We start from the raw sequence: 19,080 nt of genomic DNA, 5'->3' as shown, positions 1-19,080 counted from the left end.
ATTGCCTCCCGTTCATTAGTTTAGAAAAGCTGGAGCTTTTGATTCTGCATCAAGTAATTCCTTCAATTCCTCATCAAGCTTTAGAAGTGTTACAGAGCATCCAGCCATTTCTAACGAAGTCATATATTCACCGACAAAGGTCTTATGAATGTGTATACCCTTTTCCTTTAGGATTTCGCTTACTTTTCCGTTAACGATATAAAGTTCCATTTCTGGTGTAGAACCGAGTCCATTTACCAAAACTGCTACTTCATCATCACTATTTAAACCCATATCATCTAAAACCTGTTGCGTTAACTCAGTGGCGATTTCATCCGCAGTTGCAATTACTTTTCGCTCTGTTCCTGGTTCTCCATGAATTCCCATGCCTACTTCCATTTCATTTTCAGCAAGTTCAAAACTTGGCTTTCCTGCAGCAGGAACCGTACATGGACTCAAAGCCATTCCCATTGAACGAACATTCGCTACTACTTTTTCAGCAATGGCCTTTACGTCTTGCAGGGAACCGCCAGCCTGTGCTTTTGCACCTGCAATTTTATGAACAAAAATAGTACCTGCAATTCCACGGCGTCCAGTAGTAAAGGAACTATCTTCTACTGCAACATCATCATTAACGATAACTTGTTCTACTTCAATTCCATCAGCTTGTGCTAATTCTGTTGCGATCTCAAAGTTCATGACGTCACCAGTGTAGTTTTTAATGACTAAAAATACACCAGCTCCTCCATTTACTGCTTTAATTGCTTCATAGACTTGGTCCGGTGTCGGCGAAGTAAATACTTCTCCGCATACAGCTGCGTCTAACATACCTTGTCCCACATAGCCTGCATGTGCCGGCTCGTGTCCACTTCCTCCACCACTAACCAAACCAACTTTTCCAGTTATTGGGGCATCTTTCCGTACAATTACTGTAGTATTCGGAACTTGCTTGAGACTGTTTTGATAAGCAGCAACTAATCCTTTCAGCATATCTTGTACTACTAAATTAGGGTCGTTAATAATCTTTTTCATTCATATCCTCTCCTATTGATAACCCCACGCAAAGTTACCATAATTTATGAAAAATAACCCTACCACTATCATTCTATTACAAAGATAATAATCGTACTACTATAAAATTCTAACTTTTCTGAAAGATAATAAAAACTTCAATCCCCTGATACGAAAAAATATAAAAAGCGTTGTCCCTCTAGAACAACGCACGTATATAACTATTTTTTAGCTTTGGTAAGGAAGCTCCTTCACTTCCCTATCTAATAGAAAACAAGCAATCCTTCTTCTGCAGGATTGCTTGTTTTGTTCGGCTTTATTTGGTGGAAGATAAAAGTTCTTCTAATCGATCCCAAGTCTCTGTGACACCTTGCTCCATGCCCATATCTAAGACCGTTTTTAGTGCTTCTGAAGAATCGTATTCTGCACGATTAATGAGCTTAGTTTTTCCATCCTGTTCTTCAAATAATAAGGTAACCCGCGTAGATGGCATCCCCTCTGCTTCATTCCCTTCAGCATCTGAAAAATAATCCCTGTAAACAATTTTCTCGTCTTGTATGATTTCTTCGTATACACCTTTTCCCCAAGATTCCATACCAAAAAACTCGCCCTGATTCTCATCCACACACTTCATACAGTAATGCCAAACTCCACCAGGTCTAAAATCCACGTTGCATACAGGAACAGTCCAACCCCGTGGTCCCCACCATTGCTTTAGATGTTCTGGTTCACTGAATGCTTTAAAGACTAGCTCCTTCGGTGCATCAAATTCACGCTCCAAAACAAGTACATTTCCCTCTACTTTTGAAATCATTTTAGTCGACATTTTTCTACCTCCAAAGATTAATTTGAAAAATCTTCTGCGGTTTCGTCTAGATGTATTAAGGATTGTTAATAGCTTATCTTATCTAAATCTCCGTATATCCCCAATGTTTCTATTTAGACTCGTCGTTATTCAATTTCACATCCTTTTTCTTTAAATTTTGGAGATGATTTTCAAGACGGTCATACCTCTCATCCCAGATACTACGATATGACTCAATCCAGTTGTTAAGCTCTTGGAACGGTTCTGCTCTAAGTTTGTAAATTCTACGATTAGCAATTGCCTCCACTTCAACGATAGCTGCATCACTTAGTACTTTCAGATGTTTAGAAGCTTGAGGTTGATTGAATCCTAATCTTTCAGCAATTTCTCCTACGGAAAGTGGACCCTCCCGCAAGAGTTCAACAATTAGCAATCGATTAGGCTCAGCTAGAACATGAAATGTTTTCATGCTTTTAATAAACCTCATAAGGAATATTCCTGTCAACGTATATAAAGTAATTTTTCTAAAAATTCAACTAAATTAAAAAACATACTCCTCTATTGAAGTATGTCTGCACTTAAGAGCACTTTTCCCAACAATTCTTCAATCGACCCAAAACACTTCTCCACTTCTGGTAAATGATAAAAGGTACTTGTTGTTTCAAAGTTATCGACTTCGTTGTCCGATGCGTACAAGTATATTTTCTTACCATGTCCGAGTGCGATTCCGAATTCAATATGAGTCCCTTTACCGCCGGGCAATAGAACAATAAGAAAATCTGATTCTAATACAGCATTTTTTTCTTTTTGCCCAATTTCTCTCAATTCCTCAAAAGTTGCTGCCTGTTCATTCTGTGTCCAATCATATGTATGAATGAATCCCATTTCTTTTAAGCGTTGGGAAACAAACCGTACCATGTCTTTGTTTTGTAAACCTGATGCAATATAAAATTTTTTCACGCTATCCCCCCTAGTTCTATTGTGTAAAAAGATAGAAAACCCCATTTTTCTTTTTTACGTAAGAGTTCTCAAACTTTGGATGATTGAATATATGGACAGTGTTTTTATCATAGATTGCATATGCAACCATTTCAAAGCCTAGCCAATAGGTATTTAATTTAGTAGGCGTTAAATCGTTCTCAATTCTATCAACAAATTGGAACATAAAGCTCATCTCCTCAATAATTCTAACGAGCTATAACTTTAAAAAAATCTGAGTAATTCTCTAAATGATAATCCGCTACTTTACTTTTACCTTGAAACATACAAGTCGAAATTCCAATTTCATTCGCAGGTAGCAAATCCAATTCTCTATCACCAATAGCGAGGTCGATTCTATGCATGCCATTCAAATGAATATAGGATGCAGCATGCGGTTTACGGGGAAAACCATCATCAATTGTAACCATGTCGACAAAGTATTTCTCCCAACCATAGTGCTTTAAAATGGCCAAAACACCATCTCTATTTTTATGGGTCATAATCACATTTTTATCAGCGTATTTTAAAATCTCTTCGACATGTTCAAAAGGCTTCATTTTATTCGGAGCGATTTCCTTCGTTAATTGTTTCATTTCTTTTTCGATCTCTTGTGGTATTTTATAGTATTCAATCGCATGAGAATAGGAAACTTTCAATTTTTGATAGATTTCCTGTTTATCTACCGTATTTCCTAAGACTTGCGAGAAAATTTTCGTGTAGGCAGGGTAAGTGTCAAATAATGTTCCATCAAAATCCCAAAGTATGTTCATGTAAACCACCCTTTTCATTATGTCATTTCATCTAGCTACATTCTATTAAAAATTGTTGCCGTAAACAGTTACCTTGAATAAAGACATACGTGCTAGTATCAATATTCCTTCCCCATTAAATGAAGAAGATTTTCTTTCACTTCTTTCCATTCACTATCAAGTATGCCGTAAAATACATTGTCATGTACAGTCCCATCTGATTTTATTCGATGTTTACGAAACGTTCCTTCTTTTATTGCTCCGATACGTTCCACCGCTTTTTGTGAGCGAACATTATGTCCACTGACTGAAAATTGGACTCGAATCAATTTCAAAACCTCGAAACAATATTGAAGGAGCAAGTACTTACATTCAGTGTTTACACCTGTTCTCCAATAGGCTGGTGAAAGCCAAGTCCAACCAATTTCTACGTTTCGATTTTGGGCATCTATCTCTCCAATTCGTGTCGTTCCAATTATTTGACCATTTAATTTTTCTTTAATCATAAAAGGGATTTGACTACGTTCTTTTTTATTTTTTGCTGCGATTTCCATTATTTCTTCAATATCGTCTATTGTTTTAACTTCTCTCCAAGTATATTTCCACACTTCCAGACTCTTGATAGCATCAATTAACAAATACTTCTCTTTCATGTCGAATGGAATTAGACAGAGCAAACTTCCATCTAACGTTACATCTGTATCAATAATCATTTTGCTGCTCCTTTATATAGAAATACTTAATATTCCTATAAGTTCAAGAGAAACAGGAATAAGTCCTGCTAGGTTGTTAATCTTCTTTTCACTTAAACATTGAAATAGCTACTGAAAAAATCAGTAGCTCTACATTTTCTTAACTGGTATCCAAATCTCACTTTTTACATTTGGAAGAGTCAAGTCTTTAGTTTTGATGGATAATATCTCGGGTCCTTCTGCTTGTTCATAGTTTGATGAAGGAAAAAACTCAGAATAGATTCGTCCCCATGTTTCCTGAAGCGTGCTTGGAAAAGGTCCTTCGGATTCAAAAACAGCCCAAGTCGAAACAGGTACTTTCAGTATCGCAAATCCTTCTGGAACTTCTTTAGATGTAGCAACACCAATATAATGGTCAAGATAACCTTTCTCCTCCATACGTCCCTCGGAAAAATTAGTAGACGCTTGGATTATTCCTGTAGGTTCAACATCAGATAGTTCAATTAGCAACTTAATTTTGTCTGGATTCAACATTTTCCACATGGCTGTGATTTCTGGGTTTTCTCCGTGAAAAACAATTGGAACTCTTTTCGTAATTCCAACTATACGAAAAGCTTCCTTTTCTTCAATTCGATAATTCATTTCAGTTCCTCCCTTAATGGATAATTGGAAGGTCATTTTTGGATAAGCTTTTAATGCTTGCCCGTTACTTCGCGATTCTGAAGGAGTAATGCCATGCAATTGCTGAAAGGCTCTGGTAAAAGCGTCTGCTGAACTATATCCATATTTAATAGCGATATCGATGATTCTGAGATCGCTTTGTTGGAGCTCAAATGCAGCAAGAGTTAGGCGTCTTCTTCGAATATATTCTGATAATGGAATACCTGCTAGAAAAGAAAACATTCTTTTAAAATGGTATTCGGAACAGCAAGCCGTTCTTGCCACTTCCATATAGTCAATCTCATTCGTGAGGTTTTCTTCAATATAATTTAGAGCTTTGTTCATATTTTGAAGTAAATCCATCGTATGACCTCCCTTCATCAAAAGAATAACAGGATCTAATACTAACGATCCGACAGTTCGTGCACAAATATGTAGGACACTAAAAAAGCGTTAATCCTTTTTTGGAAAAACGCTACACAGTTATAAGTTGCGGAATCAAGATAAAAATAAGGAGTGCCAGAATGACAACTATTTGGCCGTAAGTATAATAGGTTCGTTTACTTTTATAACTTTGAATTGCAAATACAGTTGAAGAAAATATCAGTACAAGTGGAACCCAAATTGTCAGTTCATTCATGTTAAAGTTAATGTATCCATACTTGATCGAAAGGAAACTCATGGTCAAAAATAGAATAAGCGTCACAACCAAAAATATAAGCCCTTCTTTTTTTACGATTCTTTTTTCAGCCAATTGTTCCACACTCCATTCAAAATAGTATTTCACCTGCTACAGTAAATGCATTACTTCCACAGTTATTTTAAGAAAACCATATTCTTGAAATTTACGTTGGATTAATGACTGATTTTAGTTTCCCATCTGGAGAATAGAGTTTTATAGACTCCATTTTTTTAAAGTCGTATGATCCCTCTTCTAAATTTTTCAGTAACTTCATCGTTTCTAATTCATCTAGCTTAAATGACAAACTTTGCCCGATAACAAGATCTCGGCTTTTGTTGATTCATTTTTTCTACTAAACACCAAATGCCACTTCCTTATCAGAACGTGATTTTTTGAGATGCAAATACCATATAAACTGAATTTCATCCATTATTTAAGCCTGAAGGCGATAACGATACTTATCTATCTTTATCAAATTCAATTTTTTCAAAATATGCTCTACTGAAATTACCCGCTTCAATATAACTTCGAACTAACTTCCATTCATTCAAATCATTCTTTCTAAAAGTATCAAAAAATAGATTCCCCGTCTTTAATCGTTTCCCATATATCTCCATCGTTGCAGATATAATCACTAAGTTCTCATTTTCTCTTAAAGGAATAATGTCCATTTCTTTTAGGATCCATTTCGCGTTATGTTCATTAACGAATTTAAAGCCTTGCTCCCAACCGTCTAAAGACTCTACATATCCAAAATCAATAATCTCACTGTTTGAAATTTCTCTTCCATGGTAATCCTCAGAAATCATATTCTTCAATTCTTCTAATACCGACAAACTCCAAACTTCTAAAAATCGATCCAGAAAGTGTCTAAAAGTGTGGTCCATAGGCTCCTCCTTGATTAAAATCTAAGTTTTCTTAAGACAATTAAATTCCTTCAATAAGCAACTTTGATCAAATCAACCACTCTATCAATCTCTTCCTTTGTGGAATCCCGACCTAGACTGAAACGTATCGCACCCATCCCCACATGCTCTGATACACCCATTTCTTTCAAAACTGGAGAAAGCTCAACACTACCTGCATGGCAAGCGGAACCTGTAGACGCGGCCAAGACAGGAATTGCTGACAGTATTTCTTGTCCAACCCTACCAACAAAATTCACATTCAGTGTATTTGGCAATCGTTCATCAGGATGTCCATTTAACATTACATCTTCGCCAAATTCCTCCTGCAATCTACGCCAAAAATGGTCTGTTAGATCACCAATATTATTTTTCTTTAGTTGAGCCATTGCAAGTTCACAAGCCTTGCCCAGACCTACAGCAAGTAAAGTATTTTCCGTACCTGCACGAAGTCCAAACTCATGACCAGCACCATGTATTAAAGGTTCAAGCTCTATACCATCTTTTACATACAATGCACCAATCCCTTTTGGCGCATAAAGCTTGTGCCCCGCAATCGTGAGCATATCAAGATTAGAATCTTCCACATTCACATCAACCTTGCCAATGGACTGTGAAGCATCTGAATGAAAGGCAATCCCATTCTTTTTAGCCAACTCTCCAATTTCCTCAATTGGCTGTAGGGTACCTGTCTCATTATTCGCATGCATAATCGTAATCAAAATGGTTTCGTCTGTGATGGCTTTTTCAATTTCATCCACAGATACTCTCCCAAATTCATCCACCCCAACATAAGTCACCTTACCCCCGACTTTTTCTAGAAACCTACACGGGTTGATAATAGCTGGATGCTCAATTTTTGACGTAATAATGTGGTTGCCTTTTTGTCTGTTTTTAAAAAAGTAGCCTTTTAAAGCCGTATTATTCGCTTCACTTCCACCACTTGTAAAAATGATTTCATTGGATGAACAATGTAGCAATTGGGCTACCTGTTTTCGCGCTGTATGTAATAATTCCTTTACCGATACTCCCGCCCAATGAAGTGCTGAAGGATTTCCGTAGAAATCTGTTAATAAGGGTTTCATCACTTCTACTACTTCAGGAGCTAATGGAGTACTCGCATTGTAGTCAAAATATATTTTTTCCATGTAGACTTCGATCCCCTCAAAAAAATGATTCCATTACTCTATTCGACACATATTTTTCCAGTCCTGTTTAATCTATAGTTTTTTCTTCAAACGATATAAATCAATACTCCTCTTTCAGATGGTTTTGATATCATTATACACACTACAAAAACAGGCTAATTCCGATAAGAATTAGCCTGTTTGAGTCCTATTTAATAACTCTTTTAGAGAACAAATAATTTGAAGCCCAGTAACGGTTCTGCATTACATTTTTCGTAATTGCAACCCCGAGTGAAGAAGAAGCATGAATCATACTTCCATCACCCATATAAATACCAACGTGAGCAACTCTTCCGTCTGAATAGGAATCCTTAATCGTGAAGAACATTAAATCTCCGGCTTCCAACTGAGTAACTGCCACCCCTTTACTTGCCTGATCCCTTGAAACACGCGGAAGACTGATTCCCGCTTGACTAAAGACAAGTTGAGTGTAAGAAGAACAGTCAAATAGTCTTGGTGCTTCTGCTGCAGTAGCTCCATACTTATACACTGCACCAATATACTGCTTCGCCGCATCAAGAACCTTTTTCCGCTGTGTAGCGACAGATGCATTACTACTATCTTTCACTGGTTCATGCTCTTTGACAGGCTCCATCTCTTTTGGTGAACCGCTATTCGGTAGTTTTAAAACCTGACCATCCTTAATGATATTTGAAGTAAGATTGTTTGCCGATTTTAAGGCATCTATAGTCGTATGGTGCAAGCGAGAAATATTCCAAAGCGTATCCCCAGAGTGAACAATATATTGCTGTGCTGGTTTTTGTACTTGAATCGAACCATTTTCCGTTTTAAAAGTAATGTAAGAATTGAATAATGCCCCACCAGCATGTAATGAAACATACGCTGTGTTATTGATCCATCGAGGGGCTTTAATGTTGACATATTCATTCCCCTTTTTTGCCTGCGTTCCACCCATCGTAATTCGTATATCGGTAGAACCATCAGTCACTTCATAGGTTAAAGTTTTTTCCTCAAACTTAATATAGTTGTATCCTAGCGCTTTTGCTAATTGGACAAATGGCAGAAAATAAACGCCATCGATTTTTATCGGGTTAATTCCATTTACTACTTTACCGTTAATGGCAATCGCTGCCGTCGATACATTTTCAATCTTTTCTGCATGAACCATGACCGTTTGACCAAGTAAAAACCCCAGCAAAAGAACAGCAACTATCGGCTTTCGTTTTCTAAGAAGTCGATGAATACTCATTGCATTTCTCCTTTTAGCCAAATTTTAGATAAGCATGGTTATGTTGTGTTCTCATGGGATTTTTTATTCCTCTTTATGCAAAAAGTGGTCGATTGTCCCAATTTTTTTACCATAAAAACTTACAAGCCGAAATTAAAAAAGGAACCCCATGGATTCCTTTTTTAAATATGTATTATCGTATTTTCACTCTATAATGACGCATCGACTTAGGAATTCCCTTTAACTCGAACACCCCGTTATATACAAGATGACGGATTCGATACTCGAGAAAGAAAATATCAATTTGTATATGACTGTCTAATATTTCACCGATTAAACTTCCAGTTTTGATAAAATCCTTCTGGTCCTGCTGTATGTGCATGTTCCTCAGTGTTTCAATAATGAATGAATCATAATAATCCTCTGGCACACTTTTGATTTGACTATCTTCCCAAATTCGAAGTACTTCTTTTGTTTCCGATAGTTGTTCCCATTCTTTTTGATATTGCGCTCGTTCCTTTTCAGTTAAAGGCTTTTTATCTTTTTCAAAAATTACTCGTAAATCATCAGTTTCCATTTGACTAGTATAAAAGACAGGTTCCACTGCATTTTCATTAAACTCTGTTGAGTTTATCAAAAATATCTTATTGTTCTTTTCTCGCAACTGATAAAGAAAGAAACGTAATCCTACTTGTTCCATAGCATTATTCCCATACCAAATATAAACTGGAGCATCTAGTGCAATGTCTTCAATCTCTCGTAATGTATTCATAATTTGATTTTCAAAAAGATGGTCTTCTTGTTCAGAATTTATATTTTCATATAGCCACTCAATTCGATAGGAAAGACCCACTTCAGTATGCAAATTCAGTATCGGGCCGTTCGCAAGTGAGTCTGGATATCCAATTACCATCCGTGGTCGTGGAAGTCCAAATCTAAGACTACCCGCTGCTGATTCTGTAGAGACAACATGAACAGGAATCGATTCAATAACCACTCTATTTTTTTGAATTACTTTATTGATTGCTTTCACCATCACGGATAAACCTTCTTGATTTACAAAGTATCCTCTTCCTTCTAATGGTAGGTATTCTTCATGGTTGAATTTTTCAAATTCACCAGCATCTTTTAATTCATAAGTCGCCCACTCGCCAACTTCATTCATATCCGTAAGTGTTAGATACTGACTTGTTTTAATTTGATAGACAAATACTACATTCGGTTCATTATAAAAATAGATAAATGGATAATTAACTTTGACCTTAATGAAGATCAACTCCTTTTTATAATTAGCATCTAGGAATCACAATTTCATATATATTACAAACGGACAAGGAAAGGAGGACGAACAGTATGTTAAGAGTTTTCATTTTCACTTTCTTAATCGTATCATTCTTAATCAGTCTTTATCTATATGTTTTTACCAAAAATAGACAGAAGGCTATCTAAGTCATCACACTAGAAAGTTTTATGTCTGGGCACTATATCGATCAAAAAACTAGTGTCATTCATTCCATAAACAATTTTTTTGACACTGATGGCCATATCGATGGATTTGATGACGGCGACATGGATGATGGCGGAGAATGAATACTTTCACATTTCTTTCATTTAAATAAGCTCTTAGAGATTACATATTTTTTCCACAGAAGGAAATAATCACATAGAAGATTATTTTCGAGAGGAAGAATGAACTGTGGACGACTTATTTATAGCCCGGTCCTTATTTGGGACGACGATGGCCTTTCATATTATTTTTGCCACAATCGGTGTGGGTTTGCCGCTAATGATTTTAGCTGCGGAGCTTACGTATCAGAAAACAAAAGACCAAGATTATGTCGTGATGGCAAAACGATGGACGAAAGCTTTTGCTGTCCTCCTCGGAGTTGGTATCCCTACAGGAACCATCGCTGGTGTTCAATTGTCATTATTATGGCCAGGTTTCATGGAAGTGATTGGACGTGTCATGCCCCTTCCCTTCCAAATTGAAATCTATGCCTTTTTTATTGAAGCCTTATTTATGTCCATCTATGTTTATGCGGCAGAACGAATCGCCCCATGGATGAGAATTGCAAGCCTCATCCTCGTTGCCATTGGCGCATTATCCTCAGCAGTATTGATTACAAATGTCCATGCATTTCAAGGAACACCCGCAGGATTTCGCTATGAAAATGGACAATTTACAGATATTAATCCGTGGGAAGCCTTTTTTAACCCAAGCTTCTTCGTCACCGCTGGTCATGTCGCCTTGTCAGCCTATGTCGTTGGTGCATTTGTTGTGGCTTCGGTTGCTGCTTTTAAAATGAGGAAACATGAAACTGGAACAAGAGTGTATCAATTACATCAAAAAGCACTCAAGCTAACACTTATTTTAGGCTGCCTTTTTGCCTTTTTGACTGCTTTAAACGGACATGAATCGGCACAATATTTACATGAATATCAACCAGAAAAGTTAGCTGCCGCCGAAGGCTTGTTTGAAACCCAATCCCACGCCCCTCTTGCCATTGGCGGAGTGACTGACAAAGAAACGAAAGAGATTAAAGGAGCCATTGAAATTCCATGGGCCCTAAGTTTTCTCGCTGGAAATAGCTTCGATACAGTCGTTGTGGGTTTGAATGATTTTCCTGAGGACGAATGGCCACCCCTTTTTATCCATACTCTTTTTAATGGCATGGTTGGAATTGGTTCCATCCTTATTGTGATTCCGTTACTAGTTTGGGCTTGGAGAAAACTTTTAAAGAAAGACCATTATCCAAAACCTCTGCTTTGGATTCTAGTATGTACCGGTCCTTTAGCTGTTCTTGCGATTGAGTTCGGCTGGATTTTTGCCTGTACTGGACGCCAACCATGGGTCATTTATCGAATCTTAAAAACAGCTGAATCAGCTACGACCGCCACTAATTTAAGTACCCTATTTATCTTATTCATTGCAGTTTACATCATTTTAGCCATCGCAGTCGTGCTCGTATTGCTCTATTTTTTCAGAAAAAATACCGAACTCGACGACATCGAACGTGCTGAAAAGAAAAATGTCCCGCTCTACAGCTCAAATACATAGGAGGAGATTCAAATGGCAGATGCACTCATCGCAATTACCGTGCTTTGGGGATTCGTCTTTATATATGCTGTCATGGCCACGATGGATTTTGGTGCTGGCTTTTGGTCAATGGTCTACATCAATCGAGAAAAAACGAGAGCCACAAACATCGCGAATCGCTATTTATCTCCTACTTGGGAAGTGACGAATACATTCATTGTTGCTTTAGTAGTGGCAGTGTATAGCCTTTTTCCGACGGCAGCATATAATCTTGGGACAATCCTACTTATTCCAGGTAGCATCATTCTCCTTTTGTTGGCATTACGTAGTGCATTCTTAGTTTTTTCAAATATTGCAACTGAATATAAAAAGCCCCTTACATATATCTCAGGAATTGCTGGAATCATTATCCCTGGGCTTTTGATAAGTGTGTTGCCAATCACCCATGGAAAGTTTGTCGATTATGGTGATGGCTTCGCGAATTTAAACTTGGGCCGATTGTTTTCTAGTCCAAATGTTTATGCATTCATCGGATTTGCGATCTGTAGTACTCTTTTTCTTTCATCCTTGTTATTAGCAGACTACTCGAAGACCGCTGGGGAAATGGATGCCTATCGTGTCTATTTACGAGATGGTCGCATACTGGGTCCGATTTCATTGATATTCGCTTTCTTAATTATGTTTACCTTACAAAATGAAGCAGAGTGGTTGTACGAACGGATGATGGATGACCTACCTCTGTTGCTGATTTCTGTTGCCTTCTTTTTGATTATCGGAGTCGGTTTATACGCCCCTTCTATTTTTCAAAAAGGGGTTATGGGAATGCCTAGGCTATCCGTTATAGCAGCAACCTTACAATACCTAATTGCAAGCTATGTTTATGGAAAAGCGCACTTGCCCTATATCATTTATCCGAATGTCACGATTGAATCAGCTTTCACGGATCCGAATTCGTTTCGCGCGGTATTCATTACCTATATCGTCGGATTCGCCATACTCTTTCCGGGATTTATCTATTTTTGGAGTTTGTTTATGCATGATAAGAAGTACTTGAGGCAGAAGGGATAGAAAAGGGGCTGTGTCTTCAGCACCTTTTTTCTCGTACAGTATGTTTTTTTGGATTTTCGACGGGTGTATCCACTTAACGGAAGAAATTCCGTTTATTATGAAAAATTAAAGGTTATTAGGTGAAATAGACGGAGATTTTCCGCTAATTGACCTAATTAGCCTTAAAATCATGAAAAATGTATAGCTTAAGCGGAAAAATTCCGCTTATTGATAAAGAAATAGGTGAATTTCTTGATTTAGACGGAGTTTTTCCGCCTATTTTTCAATGTAATATACTCAACACCCACCTTAAACATAGCTTATTTTTTTGGAAGAACCCCGTTCGTGGTCTTTTCTAAGACTTTTCGCAAAATACCTCCACAGAAAAAGAGCACAATACAGACTACGGCTATAAAAATGAGGTGTTTGAAAAATATGTTTGTAAAATGACCTGCGATCCAATTACCGCCATAGTAAATAAGACAAAACACAACGATAATCGCAACAAGATAAGATATCACTACACACAACAGCTGCATTTTTGTCAGTTTCTTTAAGGTTTTTTTGTTTTTCAAGATGAGGTAAACCATTATTATAATAGACAATACCGATATGAAAATATCATTCATAATAACCACTCCTACCCAACCTTGATCTCATCTGAAGAATCCTATTTTATATACTTAGAACTATTACTTTATCAATCACTATTTGTATACCTTCTCTATGAATTTATATTAAATACTAATACATCGAATAACTTTTCATCAACATATAGCAATATTGCCCATTCTCCACGATAAGGAAGGTTTACACTTGATGGAGCGTGTGCATCGGCTCCGTTATTTTCTCCTCCAAGTTGTATCGACCATCCCCCAGTTAAGATTGGATAAACTGTACTCTCTTTTCTATGGTAGCCAACGACCGTTAATTCAGTTGGACTTTCTATTCCCCATAGATGCCACATCCATTTTTGGTTTATGTTAACACTTCGAATATCAGCACCAATTACACCTGATTTATTAAGATTCCCCAAAATATTATTGCCTATATGCACTGCTTTTCGATTCCAATCAATTTGTTCAAAATCCCTTTTTTGAACAAATTTCGGAAGATTTTCTGGTAAAAATATCTGTGTGGACTCCTCATTTTTGACCGATAATACTACATCTCCATACAACTTATTGTCTAAGTAAACCTCGTATTTCCAAAGTCCTGCATTTGGAATGGTAAAATCGACAATAGTAAATCTTTCTAGAGTCTCGTATCCTGGAGAAGGTTCAACTATCACTTGATTTGGAACTACATTTAGAATTTCACCTGTCTCTTCACTAATAGCATTTATCTCAATTTCCTTTCCTTTATATGCTTCAAAAGGTTCCTTAAAACTGAAGATATAGCCTGTTGGTTTACCTTCAGATAGAAAAGGATCTGGAAAGACACTGAACAATAGCTTATTTTTGCTATAGTAGTCTGTTCTAATCTTCCATTCACTTTCCAACGATTGCTTGGCTCCTTGATGTATCTCCTCATTCGGAGCAAAACTGCTCATTATTTCTGTGAAAAAGATTAGGACAAATAAGGATGCGGCTATAGGTGCTATCAAGTAAATATATAATTTAGGCTTTCTATTCGCTTTAAACTTTTCTTGTTGAAGTGCGGACCAAATCTTCTCTTTTTGTGCTTCGGTAAAGCGTGTCCCTTTATGAGTGGAAGAATTCATTGCTTTACGCAAATTTCTTAGCTCTTTCTCCATTCTATCTCCACCTTTCTAGAATTACCTTTAACTTCAACCTTGCCCTGTTCAGTCTTGTCTTTACTATATTTCTATTTATCTTCAATATTTCACTAATTTCATCAATGGATAATTCTTCATAGTAATAAAGCAAAATGACTTCACGATACTTTATTGGGAGACCTAATACACAAACTGATAAAAATGCCTCTTCGCTATTCTTTATTAGAGCCATCTCGGGTGATAAATCAGAAGCTTTTGTACTTTTAAGTAGTTCTTCGTTCATAATGACCCTTTTAAAAAATGAACTCTTTATAAGATCTTTACATTTGTTTATCGTAATTCTAAATATCCATGCTTTAAAAGATACAATGCTATGAATCTTGTCATATTCGTTATAACAAGTAATAAAGACATCCTGTACAATATCTTCTGCAAGATTCCAATCCTTGGTATAGTTATAGGAAAGCTTTGTTAGTCTATCTCCATACTCATTCATTGTTTTTTCAAACCACTTATTTTTGCTATTTAGGCTTTCATTATCCCACTTCGGCAATTTGTTCAAGACTATCCCACCCCATTTCCCACTTAATGCTAAGACGATTGATTTGAGGATTGGTTTCAATTTTTTTAAGACATTATGTATATTTGCAGGTTACCAAAAAGGACTTCCAGATTTCCGGAAGTCTTCTAATTCTAGAATATAAAATTACATCGTTAATAAAATCACTGTATAACTGGTACCATTTTTAAAAATTTGCGATAGAGAATGACTGCAAAAAGCGCTAGAAAAATGCTTAAACCAGTGTTTATATAAGCATACTTTCTCAATTCACCAATTGTTGATATCCTTTCAATATGCCCCAAAAAGTCTGCATAAAAAGAATCATCTAATATAGCATCAAAGTAGCCGAGGCCATGAACAAAAAGTCTAAGAGCCGAAAAAGCAAGTATCGCAGCAACACCTATACATATCCAACCTTTCAAATTCTTACCGCTCCCTCCTAAAATTTTCTTAAAGAGATTTTCTCGCTTTACTGATACAAACCCCTTGCTTCAGGTAACTTCTTGTATTCTTCTTTTGAAGAAACGATTTGATGGATGAAATCTTTAAGCTCCATCAGTTTCAAAACATCCTTTGGATAGTCACAATAATCAGCATAGGAAATACTTTTTCTTTGACCGTTCATCTCAATCTCCCAATTGGTTGGATGTGGTGGTTCAGAGATGCAATCACTCTTTCCTATGTTTAAGTCTCCCATAATATCTATTTTCAACATTTCATTATAAATCTGCTTTAACTCATCCTCTGATAGAGAAATATGAACCTCAATCGTCCCATCCTCAATAAGGTCCTTAACGACAATATCATTGAAGGTATCTATCTTTTGTTTCCCATATGTACCATAAGTCAGACTAAAATTGAATTCGTTTGGATCCAATTCAGAAGTTTTGTTTGAACAACCTACAATAACAAAGCATAAACTCAAAAATAGATAAATTCTCTTCAGCAAAAGTCACCTCCAAAAAATGGTTATTCTAATGGTACTTATTACACCTTTGTTGGTTATATTCCTGCAAACCATTCTAAAAATATAAGAAAAAAGCCCAAGCCATCTGTTTCAACAGAAGCCTGGGCCACCACGGAATAATCTATTCTTCCAACGCCATCTCCATAATCTCGTGAGTATATGCCTCATCTAGATTGGCTGGTTCTTTGATAACACCAAATTTATGAGCGATATCAGCCGTTTGTTTGAACATTTCATCGTCAATCTTTCCAATATTTTTCGAATCAAAACCTTCTGGCACCACAAGCTTCGCGACCTCTTCCATCATTGTTAACTGATGTTCTCTCGTACTGCTCCCCTCCTCTGCTTCCTTCATGACTGCGTCAACAGCAGCCTCTGGTTCTTCAATTGCCTTCTGCCAACCTTTAATAGAAGCTCGAATGAACTTCGCCGCTACCTCCTTGTTATCTTCAAGCCATTCTTCATTGGCAAAAAGATTATCCTCAAGCATCGCTACTCCTTCATCATTCATATCGATAACAGATAAATCACTTTCTGGAACACCCTGTTCAAGTACAACATGGTATTCGTTGTACGTCATAGCAGATGCCGCATCAATTTCGCCTGCAAGGAATTGGTCCATTGTAAAGCCTTGTTTAACAAAAGATAGGTCTTTATTTTGATCTAATCCATACTTATCAAAGAGAGCAAGGATTTCAAATTCATTTCCACCCATCCAGTTCCCAACATTCTTATCAACTAAGTCAGCTGGTGAATTAATCCCAGCATCCTTTTTCGAAACAAGGAGCAACCCACTCTTTTGATAGATTTGTGCTATTTCCACAAGAGGTAATCCTTGCTCTTGGTGAGGTAACAAGCTCGCTACCCAACCGATTCCAATTTCAGCTGCACCATTTGCTACCTGTTGTTCAGGAACAATATCTGGTCCACCTGGAACAATCGTCACGTCCAAGCCTTCGTCTTCAAAGTACCCATTTTCCAAAGCGACAAAGTAACCAGCAAATTGTGCTTGAGGTACCCATTTTAACTGGAGCTTAACAGGAACCAACTCACCATTAGATTCTCCAGAAGAAGAGTCACTTCCACAGCCTGCTAAAATGATTGCTGCGACCATAACCATCAAAACTACTAACTTTCCAAACTTACCTTTCATTCGCTTTCCCCCTATCATTTACTATATTGAGATTTTTGCAATAGACAAAAATCAAAATAACGGACAAGATTATGTTCGTTCTGAGGAATGCCATTTTAAAAAGATTTTCTCTAACCCTTCTATGATTAAATAGAAAAGAATCCCGACAATAGCTGCCATCACTATACAGGCCCAGCCAAGAGGCATTTTTGCAACTTTGACAGAGTTTGAGACTAGGTAGCCCAGACCCTTTGAGGAAAAGAAAAACTCTCCTACAATTGCACCAATCATACTTGCAGTAGTGTTGATTTTTAACGCTGTAAAAACATAAGGAAGGCTATTTGCTACGCGTAAATACCGAAAAACGTCGAACTTTTTTGCCGCATAAGAATGCATTAAATCTAAGGCTAGTGGATTGACATTCGTTATTCCTTTATGAGCGTTAATGGCCATCGCAGCCATCGTGACCACTGTGACAATCGCAACTCGTGAACCAATTCCGTCTCCAAACCAAAGATTCATAATTGGCGCAAGGGCCACAATCGGGACAGCATTTAACGCAACGACAACCAAGAGGCCTCCCTTTCCCCATTTTGGAAAAGCTGTTGCGATAAGTGCTAGAACAAATCCCAGAAATGAACCAAGGAACATTCCAAGGACGGCTTCTGACAAGGTATAGCCCATATAAGAAATAAGGATATCGATATTTTCAAAGGTTGCCTCAACAATAGACGAAGGCAGTGGCAGCTGGTATGTACGAAGCCCCAAAATCGTATGAAAAGCTTGAAGCTGCCATAGCAGAATAAAAAGAATTCCAGCACCGAGGGGCAAGGCTACTTTTTGCATATGACGGAATTTCCCTTGCTGGCTCTTCTTTGTCACAGAAGGAATGCTGACAATTGGCTGACTGACCCAACCAACTTCTTTTTCTGCTGGTTTACCAGCCATTAGTCCTCACCTCCAGTTTTTCGAAATTCTGGTTGCCATGGTGTTAAAATTCGTTCGAACAAAGTAATTAATAAATAGCTCACGATCCCAAGGAATGCACCAGTAATAACAGTAAGCCAAAACATATAATTATGGGATGGCCCGTAATAGAGATTTCGAAGCATGATGACCCCAATACCTTCAGTCGCTCCCATCAATTCGACTAAAATGGCTCCTGTTACAGCAAGTGGAGCAGCGATCTTTAAACCACTAAATAATCCTGGCAATGCCGCTGGCAACCTCAACTTCCAATAGATTACCCAAGGTTTCGCAGCATAGGAGTACATCAATTCAACCGCAGAAGGATCTGCGCTTCTTAGCCCTCGAAGCATATTGAGCGCGACTGGAAAAAATGTAATGTAGGCCGCGATCAAAATGCGCGAAATCTGATCGTCATGCACGATTCCGTATACGATTGGGGCTAAGCCAAGTATAGGAATCATTTGTGATGCAACCGCATAGGGAAATGTGAGCTGCTCCACCCATTTTGAAATACTCATCATTATCGCTAGAAAGACGCCTGCAATTGTTCCAAACAAAAATCCTAAAGCCGCATTCGAAAAAGTAACCGCTCCTTCTGCCAGAAGAACATCTGCATAATCAGGAAAGGTCCTTGCAAGTTCATGTAAATACGGTAGCTTTGACTGTGCTAAAGGAAGCTCTAGTACTTCAAGAAAAACCCAAGATAGACATTGCCAAACGATTAAGATTGAGACGGCCCAAACTATTACTGGTGCAACACGATTCATCAACATGGAATTCCTCATCGT

At 37.5% G+C, this 19,080-nt stretch carries 23 protein-coding genes; 2 read left to right on the top strand and 21 right to left on the bottom strand.

From position 1 onward, the window contains the following. Positions 1-15 precede the first annotated feature (15 nt). From dhaK to FA727_RS05160, 14 genes are all read right to left on the bottom strand, one after another. On the bottom strand, positions 16-1,011 hold the full coding sequence (dhaK, locus tag FA727_RS05215; protein ID WP_136829692.1) for a dihydroxyacetone kinase subunit DhaK: 996 nt from the start codon (positions 1,009-1,011) through the stop codon (positions 16-18). A 295-nt stretch (positions 1,012-1,306) separates the two neighbouring features. After that, entirely contained in the window at positions 1,307-1,816 is a 510-nt protein-coding gene (locus tag FA727_RS05210; protein ID WP_136829690.1) for an SRPBCC domain-containing protein, read from the bottom strand. A 109-nt stretch (positions 1,817-1,925) separates the two neighbouring features. Then, on the bottom strand, positions 1,926-2,264 hold the full coding sequence (locus FA727_RS05205) for an ArsR/SmtB family transcription factor (protein ID WP_126407988.1): 339 nt from the start codon (positions 2,262-2,264) through the stop codon (positions 1,926-1,928). Between the two features lie 89 nt (positions 2,265-2,353). Beyond that, complete coding sequence (locus tag FA727_RS05200; RefSeq protein WP_136829688.1) at positions 2,354-2,755, bottom strand: nucleoside 2-deoxyribosyltransferase; 402 nt, start codon at positions 2,753-2,755, stop codon at positions 2,354-2,356. A 16-nt stretch (positions 2,756-2,771) separates the two neighbouring features. After that, positions 2,772-2,960 carry a hypothetical protein gene (locus FA727_RS05195; protein WP_136829686.1) on the bottom strand — a complete coding sequence of 63 codons (189 nt, stop codon included), beginning with the start codon at positions 2,958-2,960 and terminating at the stop codon, positions 2,772-2,774. Between the two features lie 22 nt (positions 2,961-2,982). After that, positions 2,983-3,546 (bottom strand): HAD-IA family hydrolase, encoded by a 564-nt coding sequence (locus FA727_RS05190; RefSeq protein ID WP_136829684.1) that lies wholly within the window; start codon positions 3,544-3,546, stop codon positions 2,983-2,985. A gap of 98 nt (positions 3,547-3,644) precedes the next feature. Then, positions 3,645-4,238, bottom strand: a complete 594-nt coding sequence (locus FA727_RS05185; RefSeq protein WP_136829682.1) for a GNAT family N-acetyltransferase — start codon at positions 4,236-4,238, stop codon at positions 3,645-3,647. A 129-nt stretch (positions 4,239-4,367) separates the two neighbouring features. Then, positions 4,368-5,240: an AraC family transcriptional regulator gene (locus tag FA727_RS05180; RefSeq protein ID WP_136829680.1), complete on the bottom strand. Its 873-nt coding sequence runs from the start codon at positions 5,238-5,240 to the stop codon at positions 4,368-4,370. A 112-nt stretch (positions 5,241-5,352) separates the two neighbouring features. Continuing rightward, positions 5,353-5,664 (bottom strand): hypothetical protein, encoded by a 312-nt coding sequence (locus FA727_RS23975; RefSeq protein WP_158318790.1) that lies wholly within the window; start codon positions 5,662-5,664, stop codon positions 5,353-5,355. 58 nt (positions 5,665-5,722) lie between these two features. Continuing rightward, positions 5,723-5,863, bottom strand: a complete 141-nt coding sequence (locus FA727_RS23970; RefSeq protein WP_158318789.1) for a hypothetical protein — start codon at positions 5,861-5,863, stop codon at positions 5,723-5,725. Positions 5,864-6,017: 154 nt separating this feature from the next. After that, complete coding sequence (locus tag FA727_RS05175) at positions 6,018-6,446, bottom strand: flavoprotein (RefSeq protein WP_136829678.1); 429 nt, start codon at positions 6,444-6,446, stop codon at positions 6,018-6,020. A gap of 50 nt (positions 6,447-6,496) precedes the next feature. Continuing rightward, the gene (locus FA727_RS05170; protein WP_136829677.1) at positions 6,497-7,612 is read right to left on the bottom strand and encodes a cysteine desulfurase family protein; all 1,116 of its coding nucleotides are present in this window, start codon (positions 7,610-7,612) and stop codon (positions 6,497-6,499) included. Between the two features lie 187 nt (positions 7,613-7,799). Next, positions 7,800-8,861, bottom strand: coding sequence for a C40 family peptidase (locus FA727_RS05165; protein ID WP_136829675.1), 1,062 nt, complete (start codon positions 8,859-8,861; stop codon positions 7,800-7,802). Between the two features lie 172 nt (positions 8,862-9,033). Further along, positions 9,034-10,116: a DUF1835 domain-containing protein gene (locus FA727_RS05160; protein ID WP_136829673.1), complete on the bottom strand. Its 1,083-nt coding sequence runs from the start codon at positions 10,114-10,116 to the stop codon at positions 9,034-9,036. A gap of 420 nt (positions 10,117-10,536) precedes the next feature. On the opposite strand from FA727_RS05160, the gene FA727_RS05155 reads away from it, so the two are divergent. Next, positions 10,537-11,898 (top strand): cytochrome ubiquinol oxidase subunit I, encoded by a 1,362-nt coding sequence (locus FA727_RS05155; protein WP_136829672.1) that lies wholly within the window; start codon positions 10,537-10,539, stop codon positions 11,896-11,898. Positions 11,899-11,910: 12 nt separating this feature from the next. Further along, positions 11,911-12,945, top strand: a complete 1,035-nt coding sequence (locus FA727_RS05150; protein WP_136829670.1) for a cytochrome d ubiquinol oxidase subunit II — start codon at positions 11,911-11,913, stop codon at positions 12,943-12,945. Positions 12,946-13,648: 703 nt separating this feature from the next. Here the strand turns inward: FA727_RS05150 and FA727_RS05145 are convergent. From FA727_RS05145 to FA727_RS05115, 7 genes are all read right to left on the bottom strand, one after another. Then, positions 13,649-14,680, bottom strand: a complete 1,032-nt coding sequence (locus FA727_RS05145; RefSeq protein WP_136829668.1) for a DUF4871 domain-containing protein — start codon at positions 14,678-14,680, stop codon at positions 13,649-13,651. 1 nt (position 14,681) lies between these two features. After that, a complete protein-coding gene (locus FA727_RS05140; RefSeq protein ID WP_246041691.1) occupies positions 14,682-15,224 on the bottom strand; it encodes a sigma-70 family RNA polymerase sigma factor in 543 nt (180 codons plus the stop codon). A gap of 161 nt (positions 15,225-15,385) precedes the next feature. Beyond that, positions 15,386-15,646: a hypothetical protein gene (locus tag FA727_RS05135; RefSeq protein WP_136829666.1), complete on the bottom strand. Its 261-nt coding sequence runs from the start codon at positions 15,644-15,646 to the stop codon at positions 15,386-15,388. Between the two features lie 47 nt (positions 15,647-15,693). Next, positions 15,694-16,173: a hypothetical protein gene (locus FA727_RS05130; protein ID WP_136829664.1), complete on the bottom strand. Its 480-nt coding sequence runs from the start codon at positions 16,171-16,173 to the stop codon at positions 15,694-15,696. A 139-nt stretch (positions 16,174-16,312) separates the two neighbouring features. Further along, positions 16,313-17,344: an ABC transporter substrate-binding protein gene (locus FA727_RS05125; RefSeq protein ID WP_136829663.1), complete on the bottom strand. Its 1,032-nt coding sequence runs from the start codon at positions 17,342-17,344 to the stop codon at positions 16,313-16,315. 69 nt (positions 17,345-17,413) lie between these two features. Then, positions 17,414-18,271 carry an ABC transporter permease gene (locus FA727_RS05120; protein ID WP_136829661.1) on the bottom strand — a complete coding sequence of 286 codons (858 nt, stop codon included), beginning with the start codon at positions 18,269-18,271 and terminating at the stop codon, positions 17,414-17,416. Continuing rightward, on the bottom strand, positions 18,271-19,077 hold the full coding sequence (locus FA727_RS05115; RefSeq protein ID WP_136829660.1) for an ABC transporter permease: 807 nt from the start codon (positions 19,075-19,077) through the stop codon (positions 18,271-18,273). The genes FA727_RS05120 and FA727_RS05115 overlap by 1 nt, the downstream gene beginning before the upstream one ends. Positions 19,078-19,080 lie beyond the last annotated feature (3 nt).

It is taken from the genome of Robertmurraya kyonggiensis (assembly GCF_005116465.1).
GTDB classification, from domain to species: domain Bacteria; phylum Bacillota; class Bacilli; order Bacillales; family Cytobacillaceae; genus Robertmurraya; species Robertmurraya kyonggiensis.
This window is presented reverse-complemented; position numbering and strand designations above follow the sequence as displayed.

Excerpts from the sequence above, each read along its gene's own strand:
- dhaK (WP_136829692.1), bottom strand. The coding sequence starts at position 1,011 with ATGAAAAAGATTATTAACGACCCTAATTTAGTAGTACAAGATATGCTG.
- FA727_RS05210 (WP_136829690.1), bottom strand. The coding sequence starts at position 1,816 with ATGTCGACTAAAATGATTTCAAAAGTAGAGGGAAATGTACTTGTTTTG.
- FA727_RS05205 (WP_126407988.1), bottom strand. The coding sequence starts at position 2,264 with ATGAAAACATTTCATGTTCTAGCTGAGCCTAATCGATTGCTAATTGTT.
- FA727_RS05195 (WP_136829686.1), bottom strand. The coding sequence starts at position 2,960 with ATGTTCCAATTTGTTGATAGAATTGAGAACGATTTAACGCCTACTAAA.
- FA727_RS05190 (WP_136829684.1), bottom strand. The coding sequence starts at position 3,546 with ATGAACATACTTTGGGATTTTGATGGAACATTATTTGACACTTACCCT.
- FA727_RS05185 (WP_136829682.1), bottom strand. The coding sequence starts at position 4,238 with ATGATTATTGATACAGATGTAACGTTAGATGGAAGTTTGCTCTGTCTA.
- FA727_RS05180 (WP_136829680.1), bottom strand. The coding sequence starts at position 5,240 with ATGGATTTACTTCAAAATATGAACAAAGCTCTAAATTATATTGAAGAA.
- FA727_RS05175 (WP_136829678.1), bottom strand. The coding sequence starts at position 6,446 with ATGGACCACACTTTTAGACACTTTCTGGATCGATTTTTAGAAGTTTGG.
- FA727_RS05170 (WP_136829677.1), bottom strand. The coding sequence starts at position 7,612 with ATGGAAAAAATATATTTTGACTACAATGCGAGTACTCCATTAGCTCCT.
- FA727_RS05165 (WP_136829675.1), bottom strand. The coding sequence starts at position 8,861 with ATGAGTATTCATCGACTTCTTAGAAAACGAAAGCCGATAGTTGCTGTT.
- FA727_RS05150 (WP_136829670.1), top strand. The coding sequence starts at position 11,911 with ATGGCAGATGCACTCATCGCAATTACCGTGCTTTGGGGATTCGTCTTT.
- FA727_RS05145 (WP_136829668.1), bottom strand. The coding sequence starts at position 14,680 with ATGGAGAAAGAGCTAAGAAATTTGCGTAAAGCAATGAATTCTTCCACT.
- FA727_RS05125 (WP_136829663.1), bottom strand. The coding sequence starts at position 17,344 with ATGAAAGGTAAGTTTGGAAAGTTAGTAGTTTTGATGGTTATGGTCGCA.
- FA727_RS05120 (WP_136829661.1), bottom strand. The coding sequence starts at position 18,271 with ATGGCTGGTAAACCAGCAGAAAAAGAAGTTGGTTGGGTCAGTCAGCCA.
- FA727_RS05115 (WP_136829660.1), bottom strand. The coding sequence starts at position 19,077 with ATGAGGAATTCCATGTTGATGAATCGTGTTGCACCAGTAATAGTTTGG.